The organism is Caulobacter sp. Root487D2Y (assembly GCF_001427165.1).
Classification (GTDB): Bacteria; Pseudomonadota; Alphaproteobacteria; order Caulobacterales; family Caulobacteraceae; genus Caulobacter.
This window is the reverse complement of sequence record NZ_LMFD01000016.1, coordinates 99,550-123,113: the sequence shown is the minus strand read 5'-3', so window position 1 is coordinate 123,113 and position 23,564 is coordinate 99,550. Positions and strand designations below refer to the sequence as shown.

Here is a 23,564-nt window from a genome sequence, read left to right as displayed (position 1 = left end):
GTCAGGCCTCCGCTGGCGTGGAAACGGGCGAAGCGGGATGGTTCCGCGTCTTGGTCGCGTCGTGGCTGCTCAGGCGGCCGATCAAGTCTCGCAGCTCGGTGGTGATCGCGCCGGGCGTGATCACCGCTTCGATCAGACGCAGTCGCGCGCGCGGCCGCACGGCGCGATCCAGGGCCGCGTCGAGTTGCTCGATCGAGCCGCAGCGGTCGAACCCCAGTCCAAACGCCTGGGCTATGCGGCGGAAGTCGACCCCCGCGCTGTGACGGATATAGGGGCGGTAGGCGGGTGTGCCCCGCACCGGCAACAGGTCGAAAAGACCTCCCCCGTCGTTGTTCATGACGACAATAGCGCCCCTGCAGTCGGCGCGCAGGCATGCCTCGAGCGACGACAGGTCGTGCGTCGCCGCCAGGTCGCCGATCAGCAGGAGGCCGGGTTTCGCCGTCCCAACGGCTTCGCCCAGGAAGGTCGCGATGGTGCCGTCGATCCCAGCCACCCCCCGGTTGGCGTGGACCGGGCGTTCGCGCCCATCCAACCCGGTCAGCAGGTTGCCCAGCCGGATCGCCAGCGAATTGGCCAGGTGCGTGAAACCGAATTCAGGCCGGCGCAAGGCGATGTCGGCGACTTGGATTTCGCTCCAGCCGCCCGTGGCCACGGCCTGGGGCAGGGCGGCGCGACAGGCCCGGGCCATATCCAGCCAATGCTCGCGCCAGGCCGTGTCGCCGCGGTCAAGTCGCTCGGCGACGGCGTCCAGGGCGGCGTGGTCATGCAGGGGCAAGACGCGGAAGGCGTCATTCAGATAATCGGCCTCCACGGACCGCCGGTCCACGCGCAGCACCGGAGCCCGGCAAGCGCCGACATACTGTTGCAAGCCGGCCGAGACCGGCGCGGGACCGATGCGGATCAGCAGTTCGGGTTTCAGCGCGAAGACCTCACGGCGCGTGACCAGGAAGTCGGCCTCGGCGACGGCGCCGGGCAATCGCGCGCCACGCAGGCCGCCCGGCGCGTCGAGCAGGAGCGGATAACCGGTCCGCGCGGCGAGCCTTCCGATCGCCGCGATCGGCAGATCCTCGTCCGGCCCGACCACGATCAGGCCTTTCAGCCCGGGCTTCAGGTCCAGCGTCTTGGCGATCGTGTCGATCTCGACCAGAGCGCGCGGCGCTGGAAACGACGGCGCGATCGGCCGGGCGGGCGGAGGGCTCACGCCCCAGCCGTGGGCCCCGTCGACGGAGGTCATTCGACCCAGAAGCGGAATATTGATCTGCACGGGGCCGCGCGCGCCCTGATCGACGAGATGCGGCGCGATGGTCAGGAGCTCGGCGACCAGCCGCTCAAGGCCTTCGGGGGAGCCGTCGGGATCGCTCAGGTCGATCAACCTGGACACCAGGGGCGCGCAAAACTCGGCTTGCTTGGTCGTCTGGGGCTGGCCCGCGCCGCGCAGGCTGCGAGGCCGGTCGCAGGTGAGGGCGACCAGGGGCGTGGCGTTGGCGTGAGCCTCGCAGAGCGCCGGTACGAGGTTGGCCACGGCGCTGCCGGAGGTGACGCAGACGGCCGTGGGCCGCTTCAGGCTTTTGGCCAGTCCCAGCGCGAAGAAGCCCGCGGAACGTTCGTCGGTCAGAACATGCATGCGGCAGTCGGAACGTTCCTCGAAGGCCGAGACGAGGGCGGCCGATCGGGTGCCGGGGCTGGTGACGATGTCGGTGACGCCCAGGCTGGCCAGGGTCTGGGCGATGGCGCGGCACCAGAACGTGTTGGGGTTGAGCGTCAGGGGTTGATGGATGTTCACCGCGGACCTCACGCCAAGATTCGCTGGATATCGAGGGGGAGGGCGCCGACCGGACCATCGTGCAGATCGGGCAGGCTTAGGTCGGGCGCGAACCGGCCGAACTCCGCGCGCAGTCCGTGGGCCATCCGCGCCATCCCGTCGAGTTCGGCGCCGATCCGCGCGCGCGCCTCGGCCCGGACGACGTCGGGGTCCAGGCGGCCGGCCGCCGCGACGATCTGATCGGCCAGGTCCGGCGCGTCGGCCGCGAGCGCTCGCCCCGGTTCAGCGCCCCGCATCAGATTGCCCACCCGCTCGTCGAAGGCCAGGCCGATCGAGGGCGCGCCGGACGGCATCGCGCCGACCAGCGCGTGGAAGCGGGCGCTGACCACCAGGTCGGCTTGCCGCAGGATCGCGATGAGATCGCCGACGTCGTGTTCGCCGCTGCGGAAGACCGCCGCGCCGAACGGCATGCGGGCGATGAGGTCGGCGCAGGCCGCGGCGTCCACGCGATCCATGCCGATCACGACCGGAAAGGCGTTCCGCGCGACGCGCAGGCGCTCGAAGGCGTCGGCGAGCTGGCGAATGAACACCCCGTAGCGGGCGCTCGCGATCTCGTCGTTGCTATGGAAGAACACCGCGCCGTAGTGCCGATCGCGTCCCTGACCGGTTCTCTGCATGGCCGCGAAGGTCGCCGGCTCGGCGCGAACGGGCCACCAGAACGGGTTGACCGGGCAGAAGACCACGATCGGATCGACGCCGTTCCAGCCGGCCCGCGCCAGCCATTGGCGAGCGACCTCGGGCGGCGAGGACGTGAAGGTCCAGGCCGTGTCGGCGCCGGAGAGGGTGCGAAGGCCCAAGGCTTCGGCGCGCTCGACCGAAGCCTGGTTGCGGGCCATGATCAGGGCGCCGCGGGCGTTGTCGCGGACGTAGGCTTCGAGTCGCGGCGTGAGCGTCCCGACCTCGGCCCCATAGGCGATCGCCGGCTGCTCCGCGCGGGCCGCCGCGCCCAGGGTGCCGGCCATCAAGGCCGTCAGCACCTCCGAAAACGTCGACTTGAAGGTCGACCCTTCACAGGCGACCACCGCGTGGCACTTGGCGATTTCGGCCGCCACCACGTCGGGATAGAAGCCCGACAGCGTGCAGGCCCGTACGCCCGGGAACAGGTCGCGCGGCAGGTCGTTGGTCAGGCTCAGGGCGCTGAAGGCGACGTTGTCGGGGCCAAGCAGCCGCCGCATGTGGCGTACGATCTCGCTGGCCCGCATCTCCGAGCCGGTGTTGCCCGCGCCGAAGTATCCCGAAAGCAGGACTTCGAGGGGTTGGCCGGGCGCGCGCGGGGCGGGCGCGCGGTCCTGGCGCAGGCTCATGGCCGACAGATGCTCCATCAGCACCGCGTCGGGATCGCGGGAGGTCACGAAGGAGACGATCCCCCGGCTCAGCATGCTTCCGATCCTTCGGTTTCGCCGACCACCACGCGGAGCAGGGCGTGACGATCGACCTTGCCGTTGGGCAGCGCGGGCAGGACCGCGAGGCGCCGAAACGCCTCCGGGATCATGTAGGTCGGATGGCTATGGCGCAGGCTCTCGCGGATCGCGCGATCCGATTGCGTGGCGCCGACGAGGAAGGCGGTGAGCGTGCTGCGCGCCTGAGAACGACCGTCCGACACCACCACCGCGCAGGCGCGCGCCCCCGCCGCGGCGGCCACCGCGTTCTCGACCTCCAGGAGGTTCAGCCGATAGGCGCCGGCGATCTTGATCTCGTTGTCCAGCCGGCCGAGGTACAGGTAGGCACCGTCGTCGAGGCGGCGGACACGGTCGCCGGTGCGGTAGATCCGCTGGGGCCCCTCCGGCGTCGACAGCGTGGGAAAGCGCTGCTCGGTCAGGTCTGGATCGTCCCAGTAGCCCAGGGCCAGCTGGGGGCCGCTGATGCCCAGTTCGCCTTCCTCGCCATTGGCCAGGCCCTGGGTGTCGGCATCCAGCAGGACATAGCCCAGACCGGGCAGCGGCCGGCCGATCGGCGCGGTCGGGCGGGCCGTGTCGGCCGCGACAACCTCATGGGCCGAGGCGGCGATCGTGGCTTCGGTGGGGCCGTACAGGTTGAGCAGGCGTGACGCGGGGGCCGCCGCGCGCCAGAGATCGACGTCGGCCGTCCTCAGCGCCTCGCCGCAGAACAGGCTCGTACGCAAGCCGCCCAGCAGTTCGGGCCTCAACTGGCCGAGCCCCCCCATCACCGAGATGGTCGAAGGCACGGAAAACCAGACCGTAAGATTCAGCTCCCGAACCGCTTCGCCGGGGCGAAAGCGTTGCGCTTCGGGCAGGGGGCAAAGCTGGGCGCCGGCGTCCCAGGCCATCAGCATGTCGTGGACGGACAGATCGAAACCCGGATCGAAGACCTGGCTGACCCGATCCTGGGGTTCCAGCGCCAGGACCGGCCGCATGGCTTCCACATAGGACTGGGCCGCGCTGGCCGGCACCAGGACGCCCTTGGGCGTTCCGGTCGAGCCGGAGGTGAAGATCAGGTAGGCGCCCTCCGCGTCGGGGGACGCCAGGGTCGCGGGCGGCGGCGCGAGCGTTGCGTCGAGATCGTCGGCGCAGATCACGGCGACGCTGGGGTCCAGACCCAAGTCGCCGAGGGCGCCGCGCCGTACGTCGGGCAGGATCAGCAGGCGCAGGCCCTGATGCGCCCGCGCCAGGGGCGCGGCCTGGGCGAGGCTGGCGCGGTCGGCGACCAAGGTCTCGCACCGGCCGCGTTTGAGCGTGTCGGCCATCCGCTGAGCCGGGTCGTGCGGGCTCAGGGGAAGATAGACGCGCTCGGCCAGCAGGCAGGCCAAAAAGGCGCCGTAGGCGGCTAGCGAGCGTCGGCCGAGCACGGCGCAGCGATCGCCGGGGGCGCCGGACAGGGCCAGGCGATGGGCGAGCCCGCCGGCGAACCCGACCAGCTGCTCGTAGGTGTGCGCCACGTCGCCGGTCCGCACGGCCGGCCGGCCGGCGTGCAGGGATGCCGAGCTGAGGAGATTTTCGACCAGTTTCGACCGCCCCATCACCTTGTCACCCCTCAGATCGGAAAGGCGGCGTAGTGGAGGACGCCCATCTCATCGAGACGTCGCTCCATGCGCGGGCCCAGGAGGCCTAGGTGGTGGATCGCGGGCGTTAGATGCCGAAAGAGCATCCTGTGCATGGCGCGATTGACCTTGGAGTTACGCGAGTGTTCGGCGCACTCGCGGGCGGGAAGGCCCAACGGCGCCCAAACCTCGTCGGCGAAGAGATAGTCGTGCAGCAGGCCGCAGGCGTCGGCGGCGAAGTCTTCGCGCCGGGCCAACTCGGCCTGGCTCAGATGGGCGTGCTGCTGCTGGAGGGTGATCTGCCCGACCGCGAAGTGGCGGGCTTCGTCGCGCATGACCAGCTCAAGAAGGGAACGGGTCAGCGGATCGCTTGAATAGCGCTGCAGGCTCTTGAAGAACGCCAGGGCCAGGCCCTCGACCAGAATCTGCATGCCCAGGGCCGTGATGCCCTCGTCGCTGTCTGACAGGACGTTGTCGAGCAGGGTCTTCAGGCTGGGCGAGACCGCGAAGGCAGGGCCGATCTTGGCGAGCAGACGTTCGTAGACCTCCACGTGACGCGCCTCGTCCACGGCCTGGACGGCGGCGCAGGCCTTGATGGTGGAGTCGGTGGACGAGAGCATCACCTTTCCGGCGCAGAGCATTGACGCGCGTTCGCCGTGGAGGATCTGGGAGATGTGCCAACGTTGCAGGTCGCAGCGAACCTGCGTCTGCTGGACGGGGCTCAGCTTGCGCCAGATGGGGGTGTCGGCGAGGGGGTTGGTGCCGTCGTGCATCTGCAGGGGATTTTCGGGCGACAGGACGTGCGACCAGTCCAGGTCGGTCTGGGCGTCCCATTGGCCACGGAGGCCCTTGCGATAGACGTCGATCAGGCTGTCGGGGCAGCGAGGATCGTCCGTCGCCACGCGAATGGGCAGCAAGGCCTCGTGGCTCCAGCTGCTCTCGGCCATGCCGGTGATCGAGGAGGTCATCGGCGAGCCTCCTGGCCGAGCGCGCCGTAGTCCGGATAGGCCGCCGCGCGCGCCATCAGGGTTTCGCGACGCCCGTCGCCGGTGATCAGGCCGATTTCCGTGTCGGGGCCGAGTTCGATGTCGCAGATGGAGTAGTAGCCGCTGATGGCGATCGACCCGGCGATCACCCGCTCGGGCGCCGAGGGACGGCGGTCCTGCAGGTATTTGATCATGCCGATCCAGGGGTCCGAGCCGAACGCGTGGCCGAAGACGTCGTGATGGTTGCCGCCCGTCGTCGTCGGGTCGAGCGAGGCGGCGGCGACCTTCTGCAGGTCGGGCTTGAAGAACGGCAGGAACGCGCGCGACGCGTCGCCCGCCGCTCGGCGGGCGCGCAGGTCGCGGATGAACTGGGGAAACGCGCTGGCCTGGTACGGACCGTCGCAATAGACCGCCAGCGGACGTTCGGGCAGCTCGATCAGGAGCGCGGTCAAGCCGTAACCGGAATGGCCGATAGCGTGGTGATAGTCCCAGTAGCCAAAGCCGTGCAGGTCGATATCGACGATGCTCAGCACCACGTAGCGGCGCCGCATGAACCGGGAGATGAACTGAAGCAGGTAGCCCCAGCCAGAGCATTCGTAGACCCGCGTGACGCCGATCGGACGCTGCCCCCCGCGCGCCTCGATCGCGTCGAGGAACTGGGTGGTGTGGGCAGGGATGTCGCCGATGATCCAGGAAAGGTGCGTCGAGGAGAAGGTATGGATGCAGTCGGCGGGGTCAACGCCGCGGGCCACCGCCTCGACCTGGGCCCCGACGCACTGGGCGAGCACCCCGGCGCGATCGGCCAGGTCTCGCGTGTCGGGAAGGTAGGGCGCCTCGATGCGCCAGTGCAGGGCGCGCCTGAGGATGGCCGGCGCGAAGTCGGTCTCTTCCGGCAGGGCCAGCTTGGGGCGCGCGAGCATGTGGCGCAGCGGTTCGGCGGCCTTGGCGCTGGGCGGCGGCCCCGAGTTCGTCAGGCTCTCGACCAGACGCAGGTCGTGGCAGCCGCCAAAGACCGGATGGCGAAGGAAGGCCTCGAAGGCTTCCGGGCCGTCCGGATTGTACAGGCGCAATTCGAGCGAGTTGTCGCCGAGTTCGACGCTGTCGGCGCGCAGTTGCTGCACGACGGTCAGAACGTTGCGGTGACCGGTCTCGACGCAGGGGGCGGCCAGGCCCGCGGGGTCGTTGATCAAGAAGACATCGGGGCTCAGCAGCTCGGCGGGAAGCTGGACCAGGTAGTTTCCGGGGTTGGCGTTGACGATGGCGGCCGACAGGTCCGGGATGGTTTCCCGCGCCGCGGTGACGATCTTGGCCAGCAGGTCGAACCGCTGGCGGGGCGACAGCAGCACTGGAAAGGGATTGACGTGTTCAAAGGCGTGTCCCTGTTCGAATTCCTCGGGTCGAAGGAGCGGCAGCACGCCCAGTCCGGCCGGATAGAGTTCGCCCGCGAACGGCGAGCGCGTGAAGCGCCCGTGCGCCGTCAGGACGTGAATGCGCGTGTCGTGGCGTGAGGCGTGGGCCACGGTCATGACACGAGGTACTTCTTGGCGTTTCGCAGGTTCAGGAACGCCGTGGGCGTATAGGTGTGGTAGGCGCCGAGGCGATCAAACAGCACCACGTCGCCGGCCCGCGGGGGCGGCATCCCCTCGGCCGCGCCGATGATGTCGGCCGGGTTGCAGCTATTGCCCACGAAACTGACCGGCCGATCGCTCGGCGGCGCCGAGGGGCCGGCCGGCACGACGATGGGCGCGCGCCGGTTCTTGATGAAGGTTTCGGTCTGGGCCAGCCTGAAAGCCTGGGCCATGCCGCCGTCGCACACCGCGATCCAGCGCCCGCCGAGCGCCTTGGTCGAGACGACGCGTGTGACGAACGTGCCGCCCGGCTCGAACACCGCCCGTCCTGATTCATGCACGACGGTGAAATGCCGGCGCAGCGGGGCCAGGCTGCCGCAATAGGCGGCCATCAGGGTGGGATCGTCTTCCCACGAGGTATCGAACCCGCCGCCGAGATTAAGAATGGAGAGGGGCTGGCCCAGCGCCTCCGAAACCCGCTCGGCGAGCGCTTGCATGGCCTGGGCGATAAACGGCGCGGTGCGCGCGAAGGCGCCGGAGCCGGCGAAGACGTGCAGTCCGATCACCTTGAAATCGGCCGCCTGCAGGGCTTGCGCCAAGGCGACGGCCTCGGCGGGCTCCACCCCGAAATGGTCCGCCTTCAAGCCGCTGGTCTGGCCCGCGAGCAACGCGCCGGCGTTGACGCGGATCAGGAGGGCAGGCGGTGTCCGCAGGCGCGGCCTGAGTTCGATCAAGAGGTCGGCCTGGGCGCGGGAGTCGACAACGATGTGCGCGCGGCAGGAGGCCGCCGCCAGCACCAGGGCCTCGTCCAAGGCCGGGCTCGCCACGAATTTCGGTCCAGGCGCGCGCCCGATCACCACGTTCAGTTCGCCGATGCTGGCGACCTCGACCCCGTCGGCGAATTCATGCACGCAGCGGGCGAGAACGTCTGGGTTCGGATTGGCCTTTATCGAGACGATGAGCGGCGTGCCGAGCGCGGTCTTGAGGCGCTGGTAGGCCGCGAGAATTCTGGCCGGGTCGAAGACGAAACACGGCGTCTCCAGGCCCGCCAGCCGATCCGGCCGACTCCAGAACGCGTCCTCGCCTCCGGGGATCTGCGCGACCACTTCACGTTCGAGCAGAAAGTCTGACATGGCTCAGCCCGCCGAGGTCGCGGGTTCGCTCGCCGTTGCGCCCGAGCCCATCGCCAAGAGTTGCTGATCGAGCTCTCTTAGGGTGGTGAATTGATCGACGTGAAGTTCGTCTGGATCAACAGGCTTTTGGTAAAGTTGCTCGAAAACGAGAATGAGTTCAACAACGTTCAGGGAGTCAATGCCGAGTTCACCAACGCCGGTATCGGTATCGACATCTTCAACGTTGATGATTCTGGCGACTTCTCGTTGAACGAGCGGCAGAGTCGTGCTTTCACCCACAGTATACTCCTGAGTATGCATGGCAGTGCTGTCGACATAAATGCGTGTTTTACATGAACGGGATCAAAAAGTCGGGATCTCGACTTTATCGCAAACGAACTGTTGCTGGATTCCCGCCCCTATAGCCCCGCTATCTTAAAGCATAATCACGTCGAAAAATGATATGCAACCAGAAAATGACTTTTTTAGTTTTACAATCAGAGGAACCCAGGCGTGACCCAAGAAGGGCCCTTACGCGACACCTGCCCAGGCCCCTGACGGCGCGCGGCGCGCGGCCGAGCGCGTCATTCGCATCCCCACCCAAGTTGGCGCGAGTTTTGTAAAAAGCAACTATTGAGGGTATTTTGTCGCTTGTAAAGCGGCGGCTTATCGGGGAGCTTCAGGCGTGGCGGCGGGACGCCGCGGGGGGCGATCCGAGTGCTGATCAAGCCGCGAATGCGAGGATTCATCTGCACGACCGCTCACCCGGTCGGGTCCGCCGCCTTGATGCGCCAAGCGGTGGATCGACTGGCGGACGTGCGGTTGTCGCGCGCGCCGCGCCGGGTTCTCGTGATCGGCGGCTCCAGCGGCTATGGGCTGGCGACCCGGTTGGTCACGGCCTTCGCCGGGGGCGCGGCCACGATCGGCGTATCCCATGAGCGCTCGCCGACGGACGACAGGACGGCCAGCGCCGGCTGGTACAACAACCGGTCGTTTGAAGTCCTGGCGCGCGGGCGCGGGCTCGTCGCCGCCACCCTGGAGGGGGACGCCTTTTCGGACGAGGTCAAGGCTCAGACGGTGGACCTGATCGTCCGCGATTTCGGACAAGTCGATCTGCTCGTCTACAGCTTGGCCGCGCCGTCGCGGCGCGACCCGCGGACGGGCCTGACGCACTATTCGTCCATCCTGCCGCTGCGACCCTGTTCAGACCTGAAGGCCCTGGACGTCGATACGGGCGCGATCACCGTGGCGAGTTTGCCGGCCGCCACCCAGGCCCAGCTCGACGACACGGTGGCGGTCATGGGCGGAGGCGACTGGAGCCGCTGGGTCGAGACCCTGGCGGCGCACGATCTTTTGTCGCCCGGTTGCCGCACGCTTCACTACACCTATGTCGGCTCGCCCCCGACCGCCCCGATCTACGCCGACGGGACGATCGGGCGCGCCAAGGCCGACACGGCCCTTGCGGCCCGGCGGATGAACGATGTCCTGGGCGAGGGGTTCGCCCGCCTCGTGGCGCTCAAAGCCATCGTCACCCAGGCCAGTTCGGCCATTCCGCTCATGCCGCTCTATTGGTCGCTGCTGGCGCCCGTGATGACGCGGCTTGGTTTGCAGGAAGGCGCTCTCGAGCAAATCCTGCGCCTCTTCGAGCAGGTCATTCCCGGCGGGGAGGTCGACGGCGAGGGGCGGTTGCGGCTGGATGATCGGGAGCTTCGCGACGACGTTCAGGCGGAGGTGGCGCGCCGGTGGTCGCTGGTGACGACCGAAAGCCTGGCCCAGTACGCCGATTGGCCAGGATTTCGCGCCGAGCAATTGCGGCTGTTCGGCTTTGACGCGCCGGGCGTGGACTACGCGCGGGAGGTCGATCCGCGCTGGACCCTCCAGGCCGCCGAACCCGTCCCGTCCGCTCCCGCCTTGTGGCCGTCACCGGGCTGACCGAAAGCGGCGGGCTTCACTCATAGTTCGCGTAGATCTCCAACCTCCGCGCATGCGCGGTGTCATTGAGCCGATGCCACTGAATTCCTTGCACAAATGGCCGTTTGTGAAAGGGCGGCGCACAGGTAGCCAGGGCAGGGACTAGCATCTTTCGAAAACCTCTTTCATAACTTGGTTGAAAGGCAACCGGTTTTTGAAAGGGCCGCCATGCTCATCGGCTATGCGCGAGTGTCCAAGGGAGACGACCAATCAACGGCCGCGCAGAAGCGCGCCCTGACCGACGCGGGGTGCGAGCGCCTGTTCGAAGAGGCCGCCAGCGGTGGCCGATGGGACCGGCCCCAACTGCATCGAATGCTTGATCAACTGCGGTCCGGCGACGTCGTCGTGGTGTGGAAGCTCGACCGTCTATCCCGTTCTCTGAAAGACCTTTTGCACATCCTAGAGAAGGTCGACGCCGCCAGCGCCGGCTTCCGTTCCCTGACCGAAAGCATCGACACGACGACTCCCGCGGGCCGCATGATGATGCACATGGTCGGCAGCTTCGCCGAGTTCGAACGCGCCATGATCCGCGAGCGAACCAACGCCGGCCTGGCCGAGGCGAGGGCGGCTGGACGGATCGGTGGCCGGCGCCCGAAACTGACCCCGGCGCAACGTGCCGACGTGGTCGAGAACGTGACCTCCGGACGCAAGTCGGCGGCTGAAATGGCTAGGCTCTACCGCGTCAGCGAACCGACCATCAGCCGCATCCTTTCGGCAGCAAGAGCGCAGACCTCAAACCCCGCGACTGACCCCAATGTCACTGACTCCAAAAGTTGCGACTGGCGCATCCAGAAATAGCTGGGCTGCGGCTGACTCAATAACTTGCGACTGACTCCAAATCCCTAGCGAGCTGACTCCAAAAGCCGCGATTCAAGTTTTGGTCGCTCTTGACTCATCTCCGAACCTGGAGGAGCCGGTGCATCATAGATCCGGCAGGCGTGACTCTCGGTGGCAATCCCAGAAGCCCCCAGGCGCTGCATCGGGAGAACGCTGACAGCGCGAGCTACTCGCCCCGACACCAATTGATTAGCGTTGAGGCCCAGCAATTGACGCCCAACTTCCATCCGTGATGCGCTGCTCGTTGCGCTATCGAGTGTTACAGACGGCAATCCTCGATTGAACGCCCTCGTCGGGGTGATACGCTCAAGGCAGGGGGAAGCGTGTATATTTCCGAAATAAAGATCGAGAACTTCCGGCTGTTTGGGTCAGGCGAGGATGCATTCGTTCTACCCCTGAAGCCGGGCCTTACGGCGCTGGTCGGTGAGAATGACGCGGGGAAGACGGCTGTCATTGATGCCCTACGATTCGTGCTCGGCACGCGCGATCAGGAGCTGCTGCGCGTCGATACGACAGACTTCCATCAGCAGCCCGGCGGGGAACAAGCTGAGCAGATTAGTATCCGCCTGATCTTCAACGCACTAACCGTTCACGACCGCGCGGCCTTTGCCGAGTACCTGACCTATCTTCCGGGCGGTGACGGTACGGAGACATCGCTCGTCATCACTTGGTTGGCGCGCCGCAACACGAAGGAAGGCGTCACGCGCCGGACATTGCCGCCCGAGCTTCGTACGGGAGCGACGGGTGAAGGTCCGATTCTAGACGTTGCCGCTCGCTCCCTGCTGACGACGACCTACCTGCGCCCGCTACGAGACGCGGAGCGGGCGATGAGCGCGGGCCGTGGTTCACGTCTCTCGCAAATTCTCCAGCATACGAAGGAAATCAAGGAGACGGGCGTTGCCTTCGACCCGAAGGTGGGTGCGCCAGCGGACCCCAAAACACTAAGTGTCCTCGGGCTCGGTGATTATGCGAGCTTCCTCTTCGGCGACAGCGAGGGCATCAAAGAAGCCCGTAAGAAGCTGAATGACGAATTCCTGAAGCCGCTCTCGTTCGCGAACGACCTTCTAAACGCAAGGATCGCCGTCAGCGGAAGTCGCGATGACGCTGTTCGCCTCCGCCAGCTTCTCGAGAAACTCGAACTCGCCCTTATCGTATCGGAGAACGCCGACGCGGCACATACGCGCGGCCTTGGATCGAACAATCTTCTCTTCATGGCCTGCGAGCTGCTGCTGCTCGTCGCCGAGAGCGACGGCTTCCCGCTGCTCCTTATCGAAGAACCGGAAGCGCACCTTCACCCACAGCGGCAGCTCCGCCTTATGGCGTTCCTTCAAGAACAAGCGGACAGAGTTCGCGCCGATGGTCAGCAGATTCAGATCCTCGTCACCACCCATAGTCCGAACCTCGCGTCGGATATCCGGCTCGAAAACCTCGCGATGATCGAAGGCGGCCGCGCCTTCCCAATGGGCGCGGAGCACACGCAGCTAAGTGCGTCCGACTATCGTTTCCTCGAACGGTTCCTCGACGTGACCAAGGCGAATCTCTTCTTCGCCCGCGCCGTCATGATCGTCGAGGGCGACTCCGAGACCATCCTGCTTCCCGTCATCGCGCGCCTGCTTGGGCGCGACTTCCACCACTACGGCGTCTCGCTCGTGAATGTCGGCGGGGTTGGCCTCGGTCGCTTCGCCCGCATCTTCATGCGTAAGGACCCAGAGAATTCGGGCGTCATAGGCGTGCCGGTGGCCTGCGTCACCGATCTCGATGTCATGCCCGACGCCGCCCCATGGATCGTCGGCAAACTCAAGGCGGATGAAGACGTCCCTCCTATCAAAAAGGGGGGGCGGCAGTGGCGCCGAAAGGCGGACTTTCCGGACGGCAAGCTCGATGCGCGGAGGGCAGAGCGCCGTGCCAAGGCGTCAGGCCAGAAGGTCGAAACCTTTGTGGCCGGAGAATGGACACTTGAATTCGATATGGCTCTAAGCGGTCTTCGACCGCAGGTCTGGCTCGCTGCCCATTTGGCTCTCGAAGACGACAAGCTTGTCGAGGGCAAGACCACGAAGCAGGCGGTCGCGCAGACGTCCGCTCACGACTTCAAGGGGCTCGTGGAGCAGAAGCTCAGTTCAGAGGATTTCGCCTCGCATGTCTACGCGCTCTTTGAACGCGACGGGGCGTCGAAGGCGATCGCTGCGCAGTACCTCGCCGAGCATCTTGAGGGCCTTTTTGAGGGGGAACATGCCTGGAATGCGTCGACGCTTCTCAAGAGGCTGCCGCCCTACATCGTGCAGGCTATCGAACATGTCACCGAGCCATTCCCGAAGAAGGAGGAGTTGGAGGAAGAAGGGGACGCTGCATGACGGAGCCCTTCCAGTGGCGGCCGTTCGACATCTCGGACAGCGATATCACGTGGGCGTCCGAGCTGATGGGGCTTGGTCTTAATGGCTTCGCCAAAGTCGGCAACGACGAGAGTCGGCTCGCGGCGATCCGCAACATGGACACCGCCGATTTTGAGGCCTGCCCCGGCAGTGGCAAGACGACCCTCCTCGTCGCCAAGCTCGCCATCCTCGCGAACCGTTGGCGACACCCGCGCCAAGGCGTTTGTGTCCTTTCGCATACGAACGCAGCGCGAAATGAAATCGGTGCACGTCTTAGCGCCTCGCCTGTTGGCGGCGCGCTGCTCCGCTACCCCCATTTCGTCGGGACGATCCACTCGTTCGTGAATGAGTTTCTGGCCGTGCCGTGGCTGCGTTCCAAAGGAAACCCAATCAAGGCGATCGACACGCAAATCGCGCTGAAGCAGCGTATGGGATTGCTCGCATGGAACTGGCGAACGGCGATGAGGGGGCGCAACCTTAGCGAATTCGCCCTCATGTACGAGCGAGCGGACTACACGGCTGACAATAAGGGCAACCTCGGCGCGGGAACGCCGTTCGCGCAGGCCATGGTCGCTGCAGCTAGGGCATCAAGCGAGGCCGGCTACTTCTGCTATGATGAAATGTTCGTCTGGGCGAATGAGCTGCTTGATGCACGTCCCGAAGTCGCCGCGGCCCTGCGCGAGCGCTTTCCGTTCGTCTTCGTCGATGAGGCGCAGGACAATAGCGAGGCACAATCCGCGCTTCTCCATCGCGTCTTCCTAGACGGTGCCAACCCCTCGCGGCGCCAGCGCTTCGGCGACTCCAATCAGGCGATCTACAGCAGTGCCTTCGATCAGAGCGGCGCGTCGACAGACCCGTTTCCCGGCACGAATAAGTTCGACCTGCCGCGCAGCTATCGGTTCAACCAGACGACCGCTGACCAGGTGAAGGACCTTGGTGTCGTCCCCCAGCCGCTTATGGGTGCGGGGCCAAGTCTGTCCGCAATCAAAGGCGCGGCGAAGGCACCAGCGATCTTCCTCTTCGACGACGACAGCGTAGGCGACGTCCTACCGCGTTACGCTGCCCATCTGATCGGGCAGTTCACGGAAGGTGAGCTGCGGGCAGGCACCTATGTCGCGGTTGCAGGCGTCCACGAGTCTGACCGCGCCGAGCCCGTGCCCTGTTCAATGGGCCACTACGCTCCGCACTATGACGCGGCGTGTGGTCGCCGTGACGCATCGCAGGCGACTTTCGCGCAATACCTCTCGCGCGCCCGCTTCGAAATGGGAAACACGGGAAACGTCTTCCCGTTGGTACACGCGACCGCATCGGCCGTCCTGACGCTCGCGAACATCGCGGGCGCCGATCTCAGCCTATACGGCAGGAAGTCGCCACACAGGCGCGTGCTCGAAAAACTCGACGGCAACACCGCCGCATATAACGCACTACTAGAACTGGTCTTCGCGCACAAAGGGGACCTGTCAAAGGCCGTGTGGGACGCGAACGGCAAGCCGCTTGCGATCTCCATTGCCGAAGCCATTGCAAGCATGGCTCCGGTCGTGACGCACGCGTTTCTCGTCTGGCCTGAACACGGCAGCGGCACCGAACTGAAAGATGAGAAACCGGTCCCGCGAAACGACAACCTATTTAGCTATCCGCATGCGGAGCCGAAAGTTCATATTCGCTTGGGCTCGATCCATTCGGTGAAGGGTGAAACCCACACCGCAACGCTCGTGCTGGAGTCCTTCTACTACAACCATCACCTCAATGAGCTGAAGCCCTGGCTCCTCGGCGCGCGTTCCGGAGGAATGAAGAAGGGGACGACGTTCGAAGGCCCGCGCCTTCTGGGGCGCCTCCGTCTCCACTACGTCGCTATGACACGTTCTTCGCACCTTCTCTGCATCGCCATGCGTAAGGACGCTCTGACCGATGCAGATATCGCGACGCTCCAAGGTCGCGGCTGGGAGATTATCGACTGTTGTGCTGTCCCTTAGGTGGCGTCGCAATCAGCGTGAGGCCTACTGCGCAAGGAGACGGCGTGAGTTGCTTCTAGACAGTCTAGTTTTTGACTATCTTGCAGAGACGCTAAGGCGCAATATTCTCTGGTATGGCAACCGTCAAGCGCCGTAGGTTCGTCGCTAGCTGAGCCTGAGCAGCTTCTCCGCTAACGCCCCAGATTGTCGCTAGTTCATCGACTGCAACCCAAGCATCGGCCGGCTGCAAAGGGCGGCTTTTGTCCTTCGCGAACGGCCCATCCGTCTCAGTCAAGACGCGGTCTCTCGGCATTCGTGCGGCGAGTTCGCGTCCTTTCTTCGAGCGCAGCATCGCGGGCCCAACGCTGAACCAGCATCCCTGTCGTGAGGCTGCGTCTAGCTCCGAGGGGGAGCCGCTGAACCAGTGCAAGATGGGAACGCCGGCGTCCGGATGTTGCCTGAGCGAAGTCAAGACCGCCGAGGCGGCGTTTCGACTATGAATCGTCATTATGCGACCGCCAGCCTTGGCAGCTGTTCTGAGGATAAAGTCGAAAACTTTTGCCTGAATCTCTTGAAAAGCTCGGTATTCGGCACTGCCATCGAGCCCGATTTCTCCAAAGTACCGCGTTTCTGGCGCTAGCACTTCGAACAGCGCAAGTTCTCCAATCCGCTCATGAGCGATTTCCGGGTGAAGGCCCAACGCGGTCCGAATCCGGCTGTAGGGCTTGGCCAGCTCCGCCGTCTTCCGCCAAGCTTTAGGCGTTGTCGTCACCGACAGGACGTAGATTCGAGCGCGGTCTGCATCCTCGGCGGCCAGCTGAGGATCTGGATACAGATCTAGGTGGCAGTGGAAATCGATCAAACCTTCAAACCTGAGTCTCGCAAAAAAACCGCGACCTCTCCCAAGCCTCGTCTGACGACGTCATCGAGAGCGGCACGGCGGGCGACATCTACCGGCATCGGACCGGTCTGAGCTACCCATCGTGAAAGTTTGTTTGCCTTAGAACGCACGACCGCTGTCATCATGGACAACAGGTCATCTCGATTATCCTCATCGGCTAGAACGGCCTGAAGATCCGGACAAGTGTAGCTCGTCTTATCGTCGACATTTCCAGCGTAGAGGGATGCTCGGCGGATTAGGCATGGAACGCACCGGCCACACTGTTGATTGGCGCGCTTCCATTTCCCGCAGGAGACGGTCGCGCTCGCAAAAGCCTCAAAGGCGGGGGCGGATGATAGCTTGGCAACCATCTCACCTTTGGTCATGGTCTCGTACGGATTGGTAATTTCGGCCTGAAGTCCAACCTGGTCGATGATCCGCTGCACTGAAGCCAGATAATGCGGATGGGTCGTTCGGGTGCTATGGCTTCCGATCCGTCGTGGCGTCAGCGGCGGGTTCAACGCAATTAAGCCGTTCTCAGGCACCCGCAACTGAAAACGCTTATCCTTAAAACCGCTAGCAGTATCCGCCGCCAGAACGCCCAGTGCCAGAAAGTTAAAGCTGCGAGAGCGCATGCTGTCGTCATGCAACGCATCCATTTCAGGGTGCGCATTGAGAGCAAATCGTTGTGGTTGCGAAGGTAGAAGCGCCGCAACTGTATCCTGGTAGTCAGCGTCGCCTCGATAAGCGTGGCTGACGAGAAGCGGTCTTTCTCCCGCCCTTAGCGCTTCGAGCGTCGCGACACCGCTATCGAGTCCCCCCGAAAATAGTGAAACAAAATCGACTTTGGAGATGTCGAGATGGCGCCGCCTACTGTTCACATCGAGCTGGCTGGGCGCAGGCTTACCGCCGCCCTCGAAATGAAGTCGCCATGTGTCGCCGGTCAGAAAGCGCAGCGTGCGTTCGATATCGACGCGCACTGGTTCCCAGGTCTGTGGTCGGAAAAGCGGGACCCGCACGTCGAGATCGCGAGCCCAGCTATCGTCTGCGTCGCTCCGTCTGACAAAAGTGTCAGCCGCGGTTACCGCCAGCGCTATGGATAGGAAATCAACCGCGACGGTCCGTGGGGCGACGCCGAGCCGAAGCAGGACATCGTTAGCTTGGTTTCCGATCGACCCCGTACCCGCCCGTACGGGCTGGCTGCCGTAGAGGTAAACGTGAACCGTCCCTAGCGTATCCGTTGGCGGAATGGTTTCGGGTGCGATGTGGCAGTGGACGAGAGTCATTCTTGGGTGGACCATTCGGCCCAGATTGCATCAACGGCCCGCCGTTGCATGGCCTCGATCTCTTCGCGCGAAGCTTTTCCTAAGCCCTCTGCTAGAACAGGCGAAAGGTGTTTATCTACTGATGCCCGGATCAGGTCGAGAAACTCCGTTTCGGCTTCGATGGTGCGCTCAGGAGCTTCAGCCTTATTCCAGGCCTCTCCAGCGTCGTTCGTTATTTCACGAAACAGCAGTTGCGCGTGAAACTCGACCAGAAGACTGATGATCTGGTCGGGACTCAGCGCGGCAGGCTCGAAGAACTCTACATCCGGAAGAGCTTCCACAATCGCATCGAGAATTGCGCTGCGGATCAGGTCGTGGTCGGCATTGTCCGGAGCAAGCAGTTCAGCGATCTGCTCCGCGACTTGCTCTAGAGGCTGCCCAATGAGAACTGACAGGTCAGTCCCGTCGATTTCGGCTGTGCCTTCGCTAGACAGCTTACCGATCAAATCGACGAGGGCGCCGCCTGCGGAATAGGCCGGGCCAAAGCGCCTCGGGCCGATACTAGCGCCGCCCGTGGCGACACGAGCGTATTTTCCTAGGGCGGCTGCGAATGAACCTGCACCGCCGCCTGCTACAGCGCGTCCAAACTCCGTTCGAAAACCTCGAAACCGCTGCCCCTCGGGTGGAGGCAGGGGTTGCTCTGGATTGGCGTCGGCATAAGCCGGCACGAGCGGACGGTCGCTAGTCCGTCCTCCGCGCGAAGCAGATGTGCCCATATTCCCCCCTTATTTTGCCGTCCCTTTCCACCAGTCGGCGTCCTTAATCATTGTCGACATCCAGGCAGGTGGCCGCGACAGTTGTAACGAACGAATAAATCTCGCCAAGAGCGATCCCGCTTCCGGAGAGCGAGTTGCCACGAGCGTTGCGCCCCTAAAATCGGTCCGAGGCCGTCCCCAGTCAGAGTTCTTCCGCATCTCGGCGATGACCGCCTCTATGACGGCTACGTACTCATTTGGAGGCACTGCATCGAGCGCCTCGCGAGCGGCCGGCGAAGATATGGTCGTAACCTTTAGGAGCACCTCAACCGCCGCGACGACAGCGGCAGAAGCAGACGAGCTGGAGATTTGCAGCGGCACCGTCTCGCGAGCCAAATAGACGGCAGGCCGCAGATCCACGCCGGCCAGAAGCGGCTCCAGACCGGCCCAATCTTTGATAAATGCAAGATGCTTGCTCCACGCTTCGGGCAGGGCATCACGGTCGGAAACCGACTTGTTGCTCTCAATTCGACGCAATGCATCAGGCTTGCCGCCCTCAGCTTGGTTGATGAGCGTGTGTAGCGCGAGCGATGCCGTTTCGTCCGTGCATCGCTCAAAGAGCGCAAGCTTAGCTATTACCGCTTCGTCGAGCGGCATGGACCGACGTTTTGCTATCGAAGAACGCATCCTGACGACGTTGAGTAGCCGTTTGACGATACGAGGGTTGCCGGAGACACGCGTGGACTTAGCAAGAAGCGGCGCCATCCGATCTGCCATCTCGAAGGATCGCCTCAAGCCTTCGTCAGCGCTGCGTCCAAGACGCTTGAGGGCCGCATCGACCGTGACAATTTCATCTGACTGCCAAGCCTGCTGCAGTCGAGAAATTAGCTGGTTTCGCAGGCCCTCAAGGGCGTCGCTATCGACCTTCGCTCGGCTAGCCAAGAGCATGAAAAGATAGGCGCGGACCTCCTGAACGCCCACGCGGGGTACTCGGACCGGCACTTGAATTAGTTTGTCGAGATAATCCGATACATGGCGTTCGGCTGGGTTGCTGAAATGTTGTGAAACTGCGTGCCGGATCATGTCTTCGTCCGCGGCAACGACAAACGCAGTGCGTGGTATAAATAGAAAGAGCCGCACGGCCTCCAACGTGTGAATGGCGTTCGAAGGTAAGCAACGATCTAAGTTGTCGATGAAGACAACTAGTTGCCTGTCGATCGAAGCGAGAAGATCACCAAACTCTCTGCGGAATGCGTCAATTTCATCCGGCGGAGTCCGATCAGTCTTCGGCCCCATAAGATCTTTCACACGTTCACGTGCGTCGCTCGTCGTTGCCTTGATCGCCTTGACATCTTCTTCGTCGGCGCTTGACCGGGCGATGTCCCCCAAGGCTTCTACGCCACGTGCGGCGACGCCGAACGTGGGAACGCCTAAGGCGAAGGCTCCGGCTTCGACAGCTAAGCCAAGAAGTCTCAGCTTGTTGACCCGTTTGATGAGCCCCGTCGCCTTGTCTTTCAGCGATTCAGGCGCGGATGCGTATAGCGTGCGGGCGATAACCGACATCAATGCCGCCCGAGCGTCGTCGAAATCCTGGTAGAGCCACGCGTCAAACTCTACGACGATAGGGGGCTCGGCGAGGGTCGCGAGCTGAGACTGGATCAGTTTTAAGGTGCTGGATTTTCCGGTGCCCCACCCCCCGAAGACGCCGAGCGAAATCGGTAGAAGGTCGGGGTCTGTGATAAGCTCGGTCACCAACTCCGCAATTTCGGAGTAGTTCAGGTAGTCCGTGTCAGTTTCAGCGTCAGCCCACATTGCCGCACCATGTCACCGGGCGGGACGGATTGCCAACCGATTAGCCAGTCAGGATGTTTGCGTTCACTCAGCGCTCCGAGCTCACAGATTTTGCCAAGTTGCTTAGCGCGGATCCTGGCCTGGTCTTCTCCCCGCACACCCCGAGCTATTAGTCGGTCGCGCGTGTGCTCGTGGGTCCCGATCAGAGCGGCTCGACGTGGGCATCGTGCGTGAGGATGAGTTGAAGCCGGTGATCGTCCTCCTTCAGCATGACGGTCACAGGTTTCTGGCGGGTTTGGTGCCGCTTGTTCTTGAGGCCTCGAATGATGCGGGGCGCATCCCCGCCAAACACGCCGCTCACGACCGCGACGACCGCGTCCGAGAAGACGGCAAGCGCGTCCTCACTGGTCTCGCCTTTGCGACGGTCGCGATTGAGCGTGAGCGTCAATCGCGTGGCGGCCATCTCTGTCCCTCGTACATAATAGGCGAGATTGTCTCCGAGGATCGTATCGTCGAGCTTTCGATAGGGTGAGCTCGAACCCCATTCTCCATAGATCGGGTTGTAGTCGCGCGCCGCGATACCCTGCGCGACGGGCCATTTGCCGGCTGCGTAGGGGGACCAACCATGTTCGGCTGGAACGGCGGGCGGGTTGCGCTCGCGCCTGACCGCTGACCTCATGGTCGAGACCAGTTGGTCGATGTCTGCGCGGGTCGCGGCGTCGCGGTTGAAGAGCGCTGCCTTCCATCGCCGCATCAGCTTGACGTTGATCCCGAACCCGCGAATGGCCGCACGAAGGGCGTAGCCTTTCAGTGCGGCGCCTTCGATCGCCTTGGGTAGGGCTATGAAGCCCAGCTCGTAAGCCGCGTAGACGTTGAACGCGTACATGAAAGGCAGGAACATCAGCGAGAGTAGGGCGGGCGTCGCAAATTCGCGGCCGTTGTCGATCGTCGCGAAGCGCGCGAAATCGCCAATCAGGCCCGCAGCCGCCCAAGTCAGCATGGTCAGCCCGGCGAGCATCAATATGCCCTGGCAGAGCTTGGCCACCAGCTGTGACTCCGCCTTTTTGCCGGCGACGGCGGCCATCATCCCAACGAACGCCAACACCGGCACAAACACCAGCTCGCCGAGCAGTGGGAAGGTGTAGAAATCGGTGACGAAGGTCACGATCGCTATGACGCTGAGCAGTTCCTTTAGCGTCGCTCGCGCTTGCGCGTCCGGGTCGCCGTCCCAGCGGTTGAAGTTGAACAGCCAGCCAAGAACGAAGGTCCCAAACCAGACTAGGGTCGTCTTGGTATTGTCGAACGCCCAGATTTTGAAGTGTGCCAAAATCCAGACGCAGCCGGCGACGTAAGTCGCCATCAGTGCGACCGATCGCAGGATGATCGGCTTGCAAAAGGTGCGTGCTAATCCCGCCAGCAGCCCCAAGGCTTGGCCCTTCCAAATCAGCCACAGGAGAGCGATTGCTAGCCAGATGAGCGAAGCGATCTCGCGGTCGTTGAGATCCCCCATTACAAGCCGAGCTGCCGAGAGAGCCGTCTTAGTATTTTCCCTCGGATCGACGACCTACTGATCTCGTCAAGTATCGACATGGCCTAAATCCTCCTTGGATCGGCATTGCGCGGCAAGCGGTAGATTTCTGCCGCAAAGGTGCGCCAGACTCGGTCGTGGCGCCAAAGTTGCCCTCGTAACCGGAGGCCTCCGTATCGGCTGAAAAATCCTCAGTGTCGTGTTTCTGGGTTCGGGCCCAAGGGCACCTCTTGGCGCGTAGCCGCGGGTTCGCCGCGCTCAGGTTTGGCGCGATCGGGTTGATCAAGATCTAGATCGGGAAGCGGCTGTGACTGAGATGCCATTCCCGACCAGGGACGGTGGCTCATAAATCTTGAAAAAAGAGACACTGACCACCCTCAACGATTACAGCGGCTTGCGCGTCTCAGATTATAGTCTCAGAATCAGGCTCATGATTTACGGGTATGCGCGAGTTTCGACAGACGGCCAGAGCGTCGCCGCCCAGGTCGCCGAACTGACGGTGGCCGGCTGCGAGAAAGTGTTCAGCGAAACAGCGTCTGGGGCCAAGACTGACCGCACCCAACTCAAGAAAGCGATCGCGTCGCTTGGCGCCGGCGACGTGTTGGTGGTCACGCGTCTGGATCGGCTGGCCCGTTCGACACGTGACCTTCTCAACGTGTTAGCTGCGCTCGCCGAGAAGGACGCCCAGTTTCGGTCGATCCGCGATACTTGGGCCGACACCACCACGTCACACGGCCGATTGATGCTCACCGTCCTGGGGGGGCTCGCCGAGTTCGAGCGCGACTTAATCCGCTCCCGAACCGCCGAAGGGCGAGAACGGGCCAAGGCCCGCGGCGTGAAGCTGGGGCGCCGGCACAGCCTGACTGTGGCGCAGCGCGCCTTCGTCGCACAGCAGCGGGCCAATGGTGAGAGTGTTCGCCACCTGGCCAGGGTCCTGGGCGTCAGTAAGGCGACCATCGGTCGTATACCTGCGTCGGACGGATAGACTGGGGTCGCTGCCGGCGATCAACGTCCGCGAAAGGCGTCGCGCTGAGCCTTCACGTGCTTCAGGCCAAGCATGAGGCCCATGGCCCCGCCTCCTAGCAACGCGATCGAAGCGGCGAGGGCCAAGCTGAGTGGACTAAAGCGCTCCTCCCAGCTCGTGCTCAACAGCGCCGGCACGTACGCCACCAACACGTTCCACGCTGTCCGGGCGGCAAGGCCTTGCAGCAGCGACGCATCGATTATGAGGAGCGTTAGCACAGTAGCTGCGACAGGATTCCGCGCTGGGGAAAGCCTCCGGCTAATTCTCCCAGGCGAAAACGGTGGTAACGGATCTCGCATAGGTCCTCGATTTTGCAGCACGTTGGCTTTGCACATTGGTGCTGGCGACGAAGATTGCAAGAACCGAAAAAGGCGTCTTTATCAGGTAACTTTAAGCTAAGGGTCGACGCTCTTAAGCAAATCGGCTCAAGATGAAAACAATTGCACCAAACAACGTCGCTCCGCTCATCATACTCAACACCGCTATCAATCCGGGGCGAAAAGGCCGATTGGCGATCTCAAAAGAGCGTTGAAGCTGTATTTGGTTGAACCGGTTCAGCATTTCCAAGTCACTATGTTGCATGGAAGCTCTCGCCCTCTCTAAATCTGCAAAAGGGATGACAAGAGTTGACGCCAGCGCCGTGGGTGGCCGGTCCTACATACATGCAGATGTTGATGAATCTCATCTCTAGCGTATCTTAATCGCT

17 protein-coding genes are annotated in these 23,564 nt (G+C 63.7%); 5 read left to right on the top strand and 12 right to left on the bottom strand.

Going from position 1 to position 23,564, the window contains the following annotated elements:
• Window position 1 precedes the first annotated feature (1 nt).
• From menD to ASD38_RS23605, 7 genes are read right to left on the bottom strand one after another with little or no spacing between them, the layout of a single operon-like run.
• Window positions 2–1,783, bottom strand: a complete 1,782-nt coding sequence (gene menD / locus ASD38_RS22950) for a 2-succinyl-5-enolpyruvyl-6-hydroxy-3-cyclohexene-1-carboxylic-acid synthase (RefSeq protein ID WP_056463833.1) — start codon at window positions 1,781–1,783, stop codon at window positions 2–4.
• Between the two features lie 8 nt (window positions 1,784–1,791).
• Window positions 1,792–3,201: a polysaccharide pyruvyl transferase family protein gene (locus tag ASD38_RS22945; protein ID WP_056463830.1), complete on the bottom strand. Its 1,410-nt coding sequence runs from the start codon at window positions 3,199–3,201 to the stop codon at window positions 1,792–1,794.
• A complete protein-coding gene (locus ASD38_RS22940) occupies window positions 3,195–4,799 on the bottom strand; it encodes an amino acid adenylation domain-containing protein (RefSeq protein ID WP_056463829.1) in 1,605 nt (534 codons plus the stop codon). The genes ASD38_RS22945 and ASD38_RS22940 overlap by 7 nt, the downstream gene beginning before the upstream one ends.
• A gap of 14 nt (window positions 4,800–4,813) precedes the next feature.
• The gene (locus ASD38_RS24240; RefSeq protein ID WP_056463827.1) at window positions 4,814–5,788 is read right to left on the bottom strand and encodes a ferritin-like domain-containing protein; all 975 of its coding nucleotides are present in this window, start codon (window positions 5,786–5,788) and stop codon (window positions 4,814–4,816) included.
• On the bottom strand, window positions 5,785–7,332 hold the full coding sequence (locus ASD38_RS24235; protein ID WP_056463824.1) for a hypothetical protein: 1,548 nt from the start codon (window positions 7,330–7,332) through the stop codon (window positions 5,785–5,787). Before ASD38_RS24235 ends, ASD38_RS24240 begins: the two co-directional genes overlap by 4 nt.
• The gene (locus tag ASD38_RS22925) at window positions 7,329–8,507 is read right to left on the bottom strand and encodes an alanine racemase (RefSeq protein ID WP_082560864.1); all 1,179 of its coding nucleotides are present in this window, start codon (window positions 8,505–8,507) and stop codon (window positions 7,329–7,331) included. The genes ASD38_RS24235 and ASD38_RS22925 overlap by 4 nt, the downstream gene beginning before the upstream one ends.
• A gap of 3 nt (window positions 8,508–8,510) precedes the next feature.
• Window positions 8,511–8,786 (bottom strand): acyl carrier protein, encoded by a 276-nt coding sequence (locus ASD38_RS23605; protein WP_200941412.1) that lies wholly within the window; start codon window positions 8,784–8,786, stop codon window positions 8,511–8,513.
• Between the two features lie 417 nt (window positions 8,787–9,203).
• Here ASD38_RS23605 and fabV point away from each other — a divergent pair, with 417 nt between their 5' ends.
• The 4 genes from fabV to ASD38_RS22900 all read left to right on the top strand — a co-directional run bounded on the left by fabV (window position 9,204) and on the right by ASD38_RS22900 (window position 15,636).
• Complete coding sequence (gene fabV / locus ASD38_RS22915) at window positions 9,204–10,418, top strand: enoyl-ACP reductase FabV (protein ID WP_056463816.1); 1,215 nt, start codon at window positions 9,204–9,206, stop codon at window positions 10,416–10,418.
• A gap of 207 nt (window positions 10,419–10,625) precedes the next feature.
• The gene (locus ASD38_RS22910) at window positions 10,626–11,255 is read left to right on the top strand and encodes a recombinase family protein (protein WP_056463815.1); all 630 of its coding nucleotides are present in this window, start codon (window positions 10,626–10,628) and stop codon (window positions 11,253–11,255) included.
• 362 nt (window positions 11,256–11,617) lie between these two features.
• The gene (locus ASD38_RS22905) at window positions 11,618–13,645 is read left to right on the top strand and encodes an ATP-dependent nuclease (protein WP_056463811.1); all 2,028 of its coding nucleotides are present in this window, start codon (window positions 11,618–11,620) and stop codon (window positions 13,643–13,645) included.
• Complete coding sequence (locus tag ASD38_RS22900; protein ID WP_056463810.1) at window positions 13,642–15,636, top strand: UvrD-helicase domain-containing protein; 1,995 nt, start codon at window positions 13,642–13,644, stop codon at window positions 15,634–15,636. Before ASD38_RS22905 ends, ASD38_RS22900 begins: the two co-directional genes overlap by 4 nt.
• A gap of 91 nt (window positions 15,637–15,727) precedes the next feature.
• Here the strand turns inward: ASD38_RS22900 and qatD are convergent, their stop codons facing one another.
• The 5 genes from qatD to ASD38_RS22885 form a co-directional block, all read right to left on the bottom strand.
• A complete protein-coding gene (qatD, locus tag ASD38_RS25190; protein WP_082560863.1) occupies window positions 15,728–16,477 on the bottom strand; it encodes a Qat anti-phage system TatD family nuclease QatD in 750 nt (249 codons plus the stop codon).
• Complete coding sequence (gene qatC, locus ASD38_RS23595; RefSeq protein WP_200946039.1) at window positions 16,474–17,781, bottom strand: Qat anti-phage system QueC-like protein QatC; 1,308 nt, start codon at window positions 17,779–17,781, stop codon at window positions 16,474–16,476. The genes qatD and qatC overlap by 4 nt, the downstream gene beginning before the upstream one ends.
• A complete protein-coding gene (locus ASD38_RS23590; RefSeq protein ID WP_200946038.1) occupies window positions 17,778–18,488 on the bottom strand; it encodes a hypothetical protein in 711 nt (236 codons plus the stop codon). The genes qatC and ASD38_RS23590 overlap by 4 nt, the downstream gene beginning before the upstream one ends.
• A 57-nt stretch (window positions 18,489–18,545) precedes the next feature.
• Window positions 18,546–20,327, bottom strand: a complete 1,782-nt coding sequence (locus ASD38_RS22890) for a KAP family P-loop NTPase fold protein (protein ID WP_056463805.1) — start codon at window positions 20,325–20,327, stop codon at window positions 18,546–18,548.
• Window positions 20,328–20,508: 181 nt separating this feature from the next.
• Window positions 20,509–21,816 (bottom strand): hypothetical protein, encoded by a 1,308-nt coding sequence (locus ASD38_RS22885; RefSeq protein WP_056463802.1) that lies wholly within the window; start codon window positions 21,814–21,816, stop codon window positions 20,509–20,511.
• Window positions 21,817–22,186: 370 nt separating this feature from the next.
• Between ASD38_RS22885 and ASD38_RS22880 the strand changes: the two genes are divergently transcribed.
• Entirely contained in the window at window positions 22,187–22,819 is a 633-nt protein-coding gene (locus ASD38_RS22880) for a recombinase family protein (protein ID WP_235523934.1), read from the top strand.
• The last annotated feature ends 745 nt before the right edge of the window (window positions 22,820–23,564 follow it).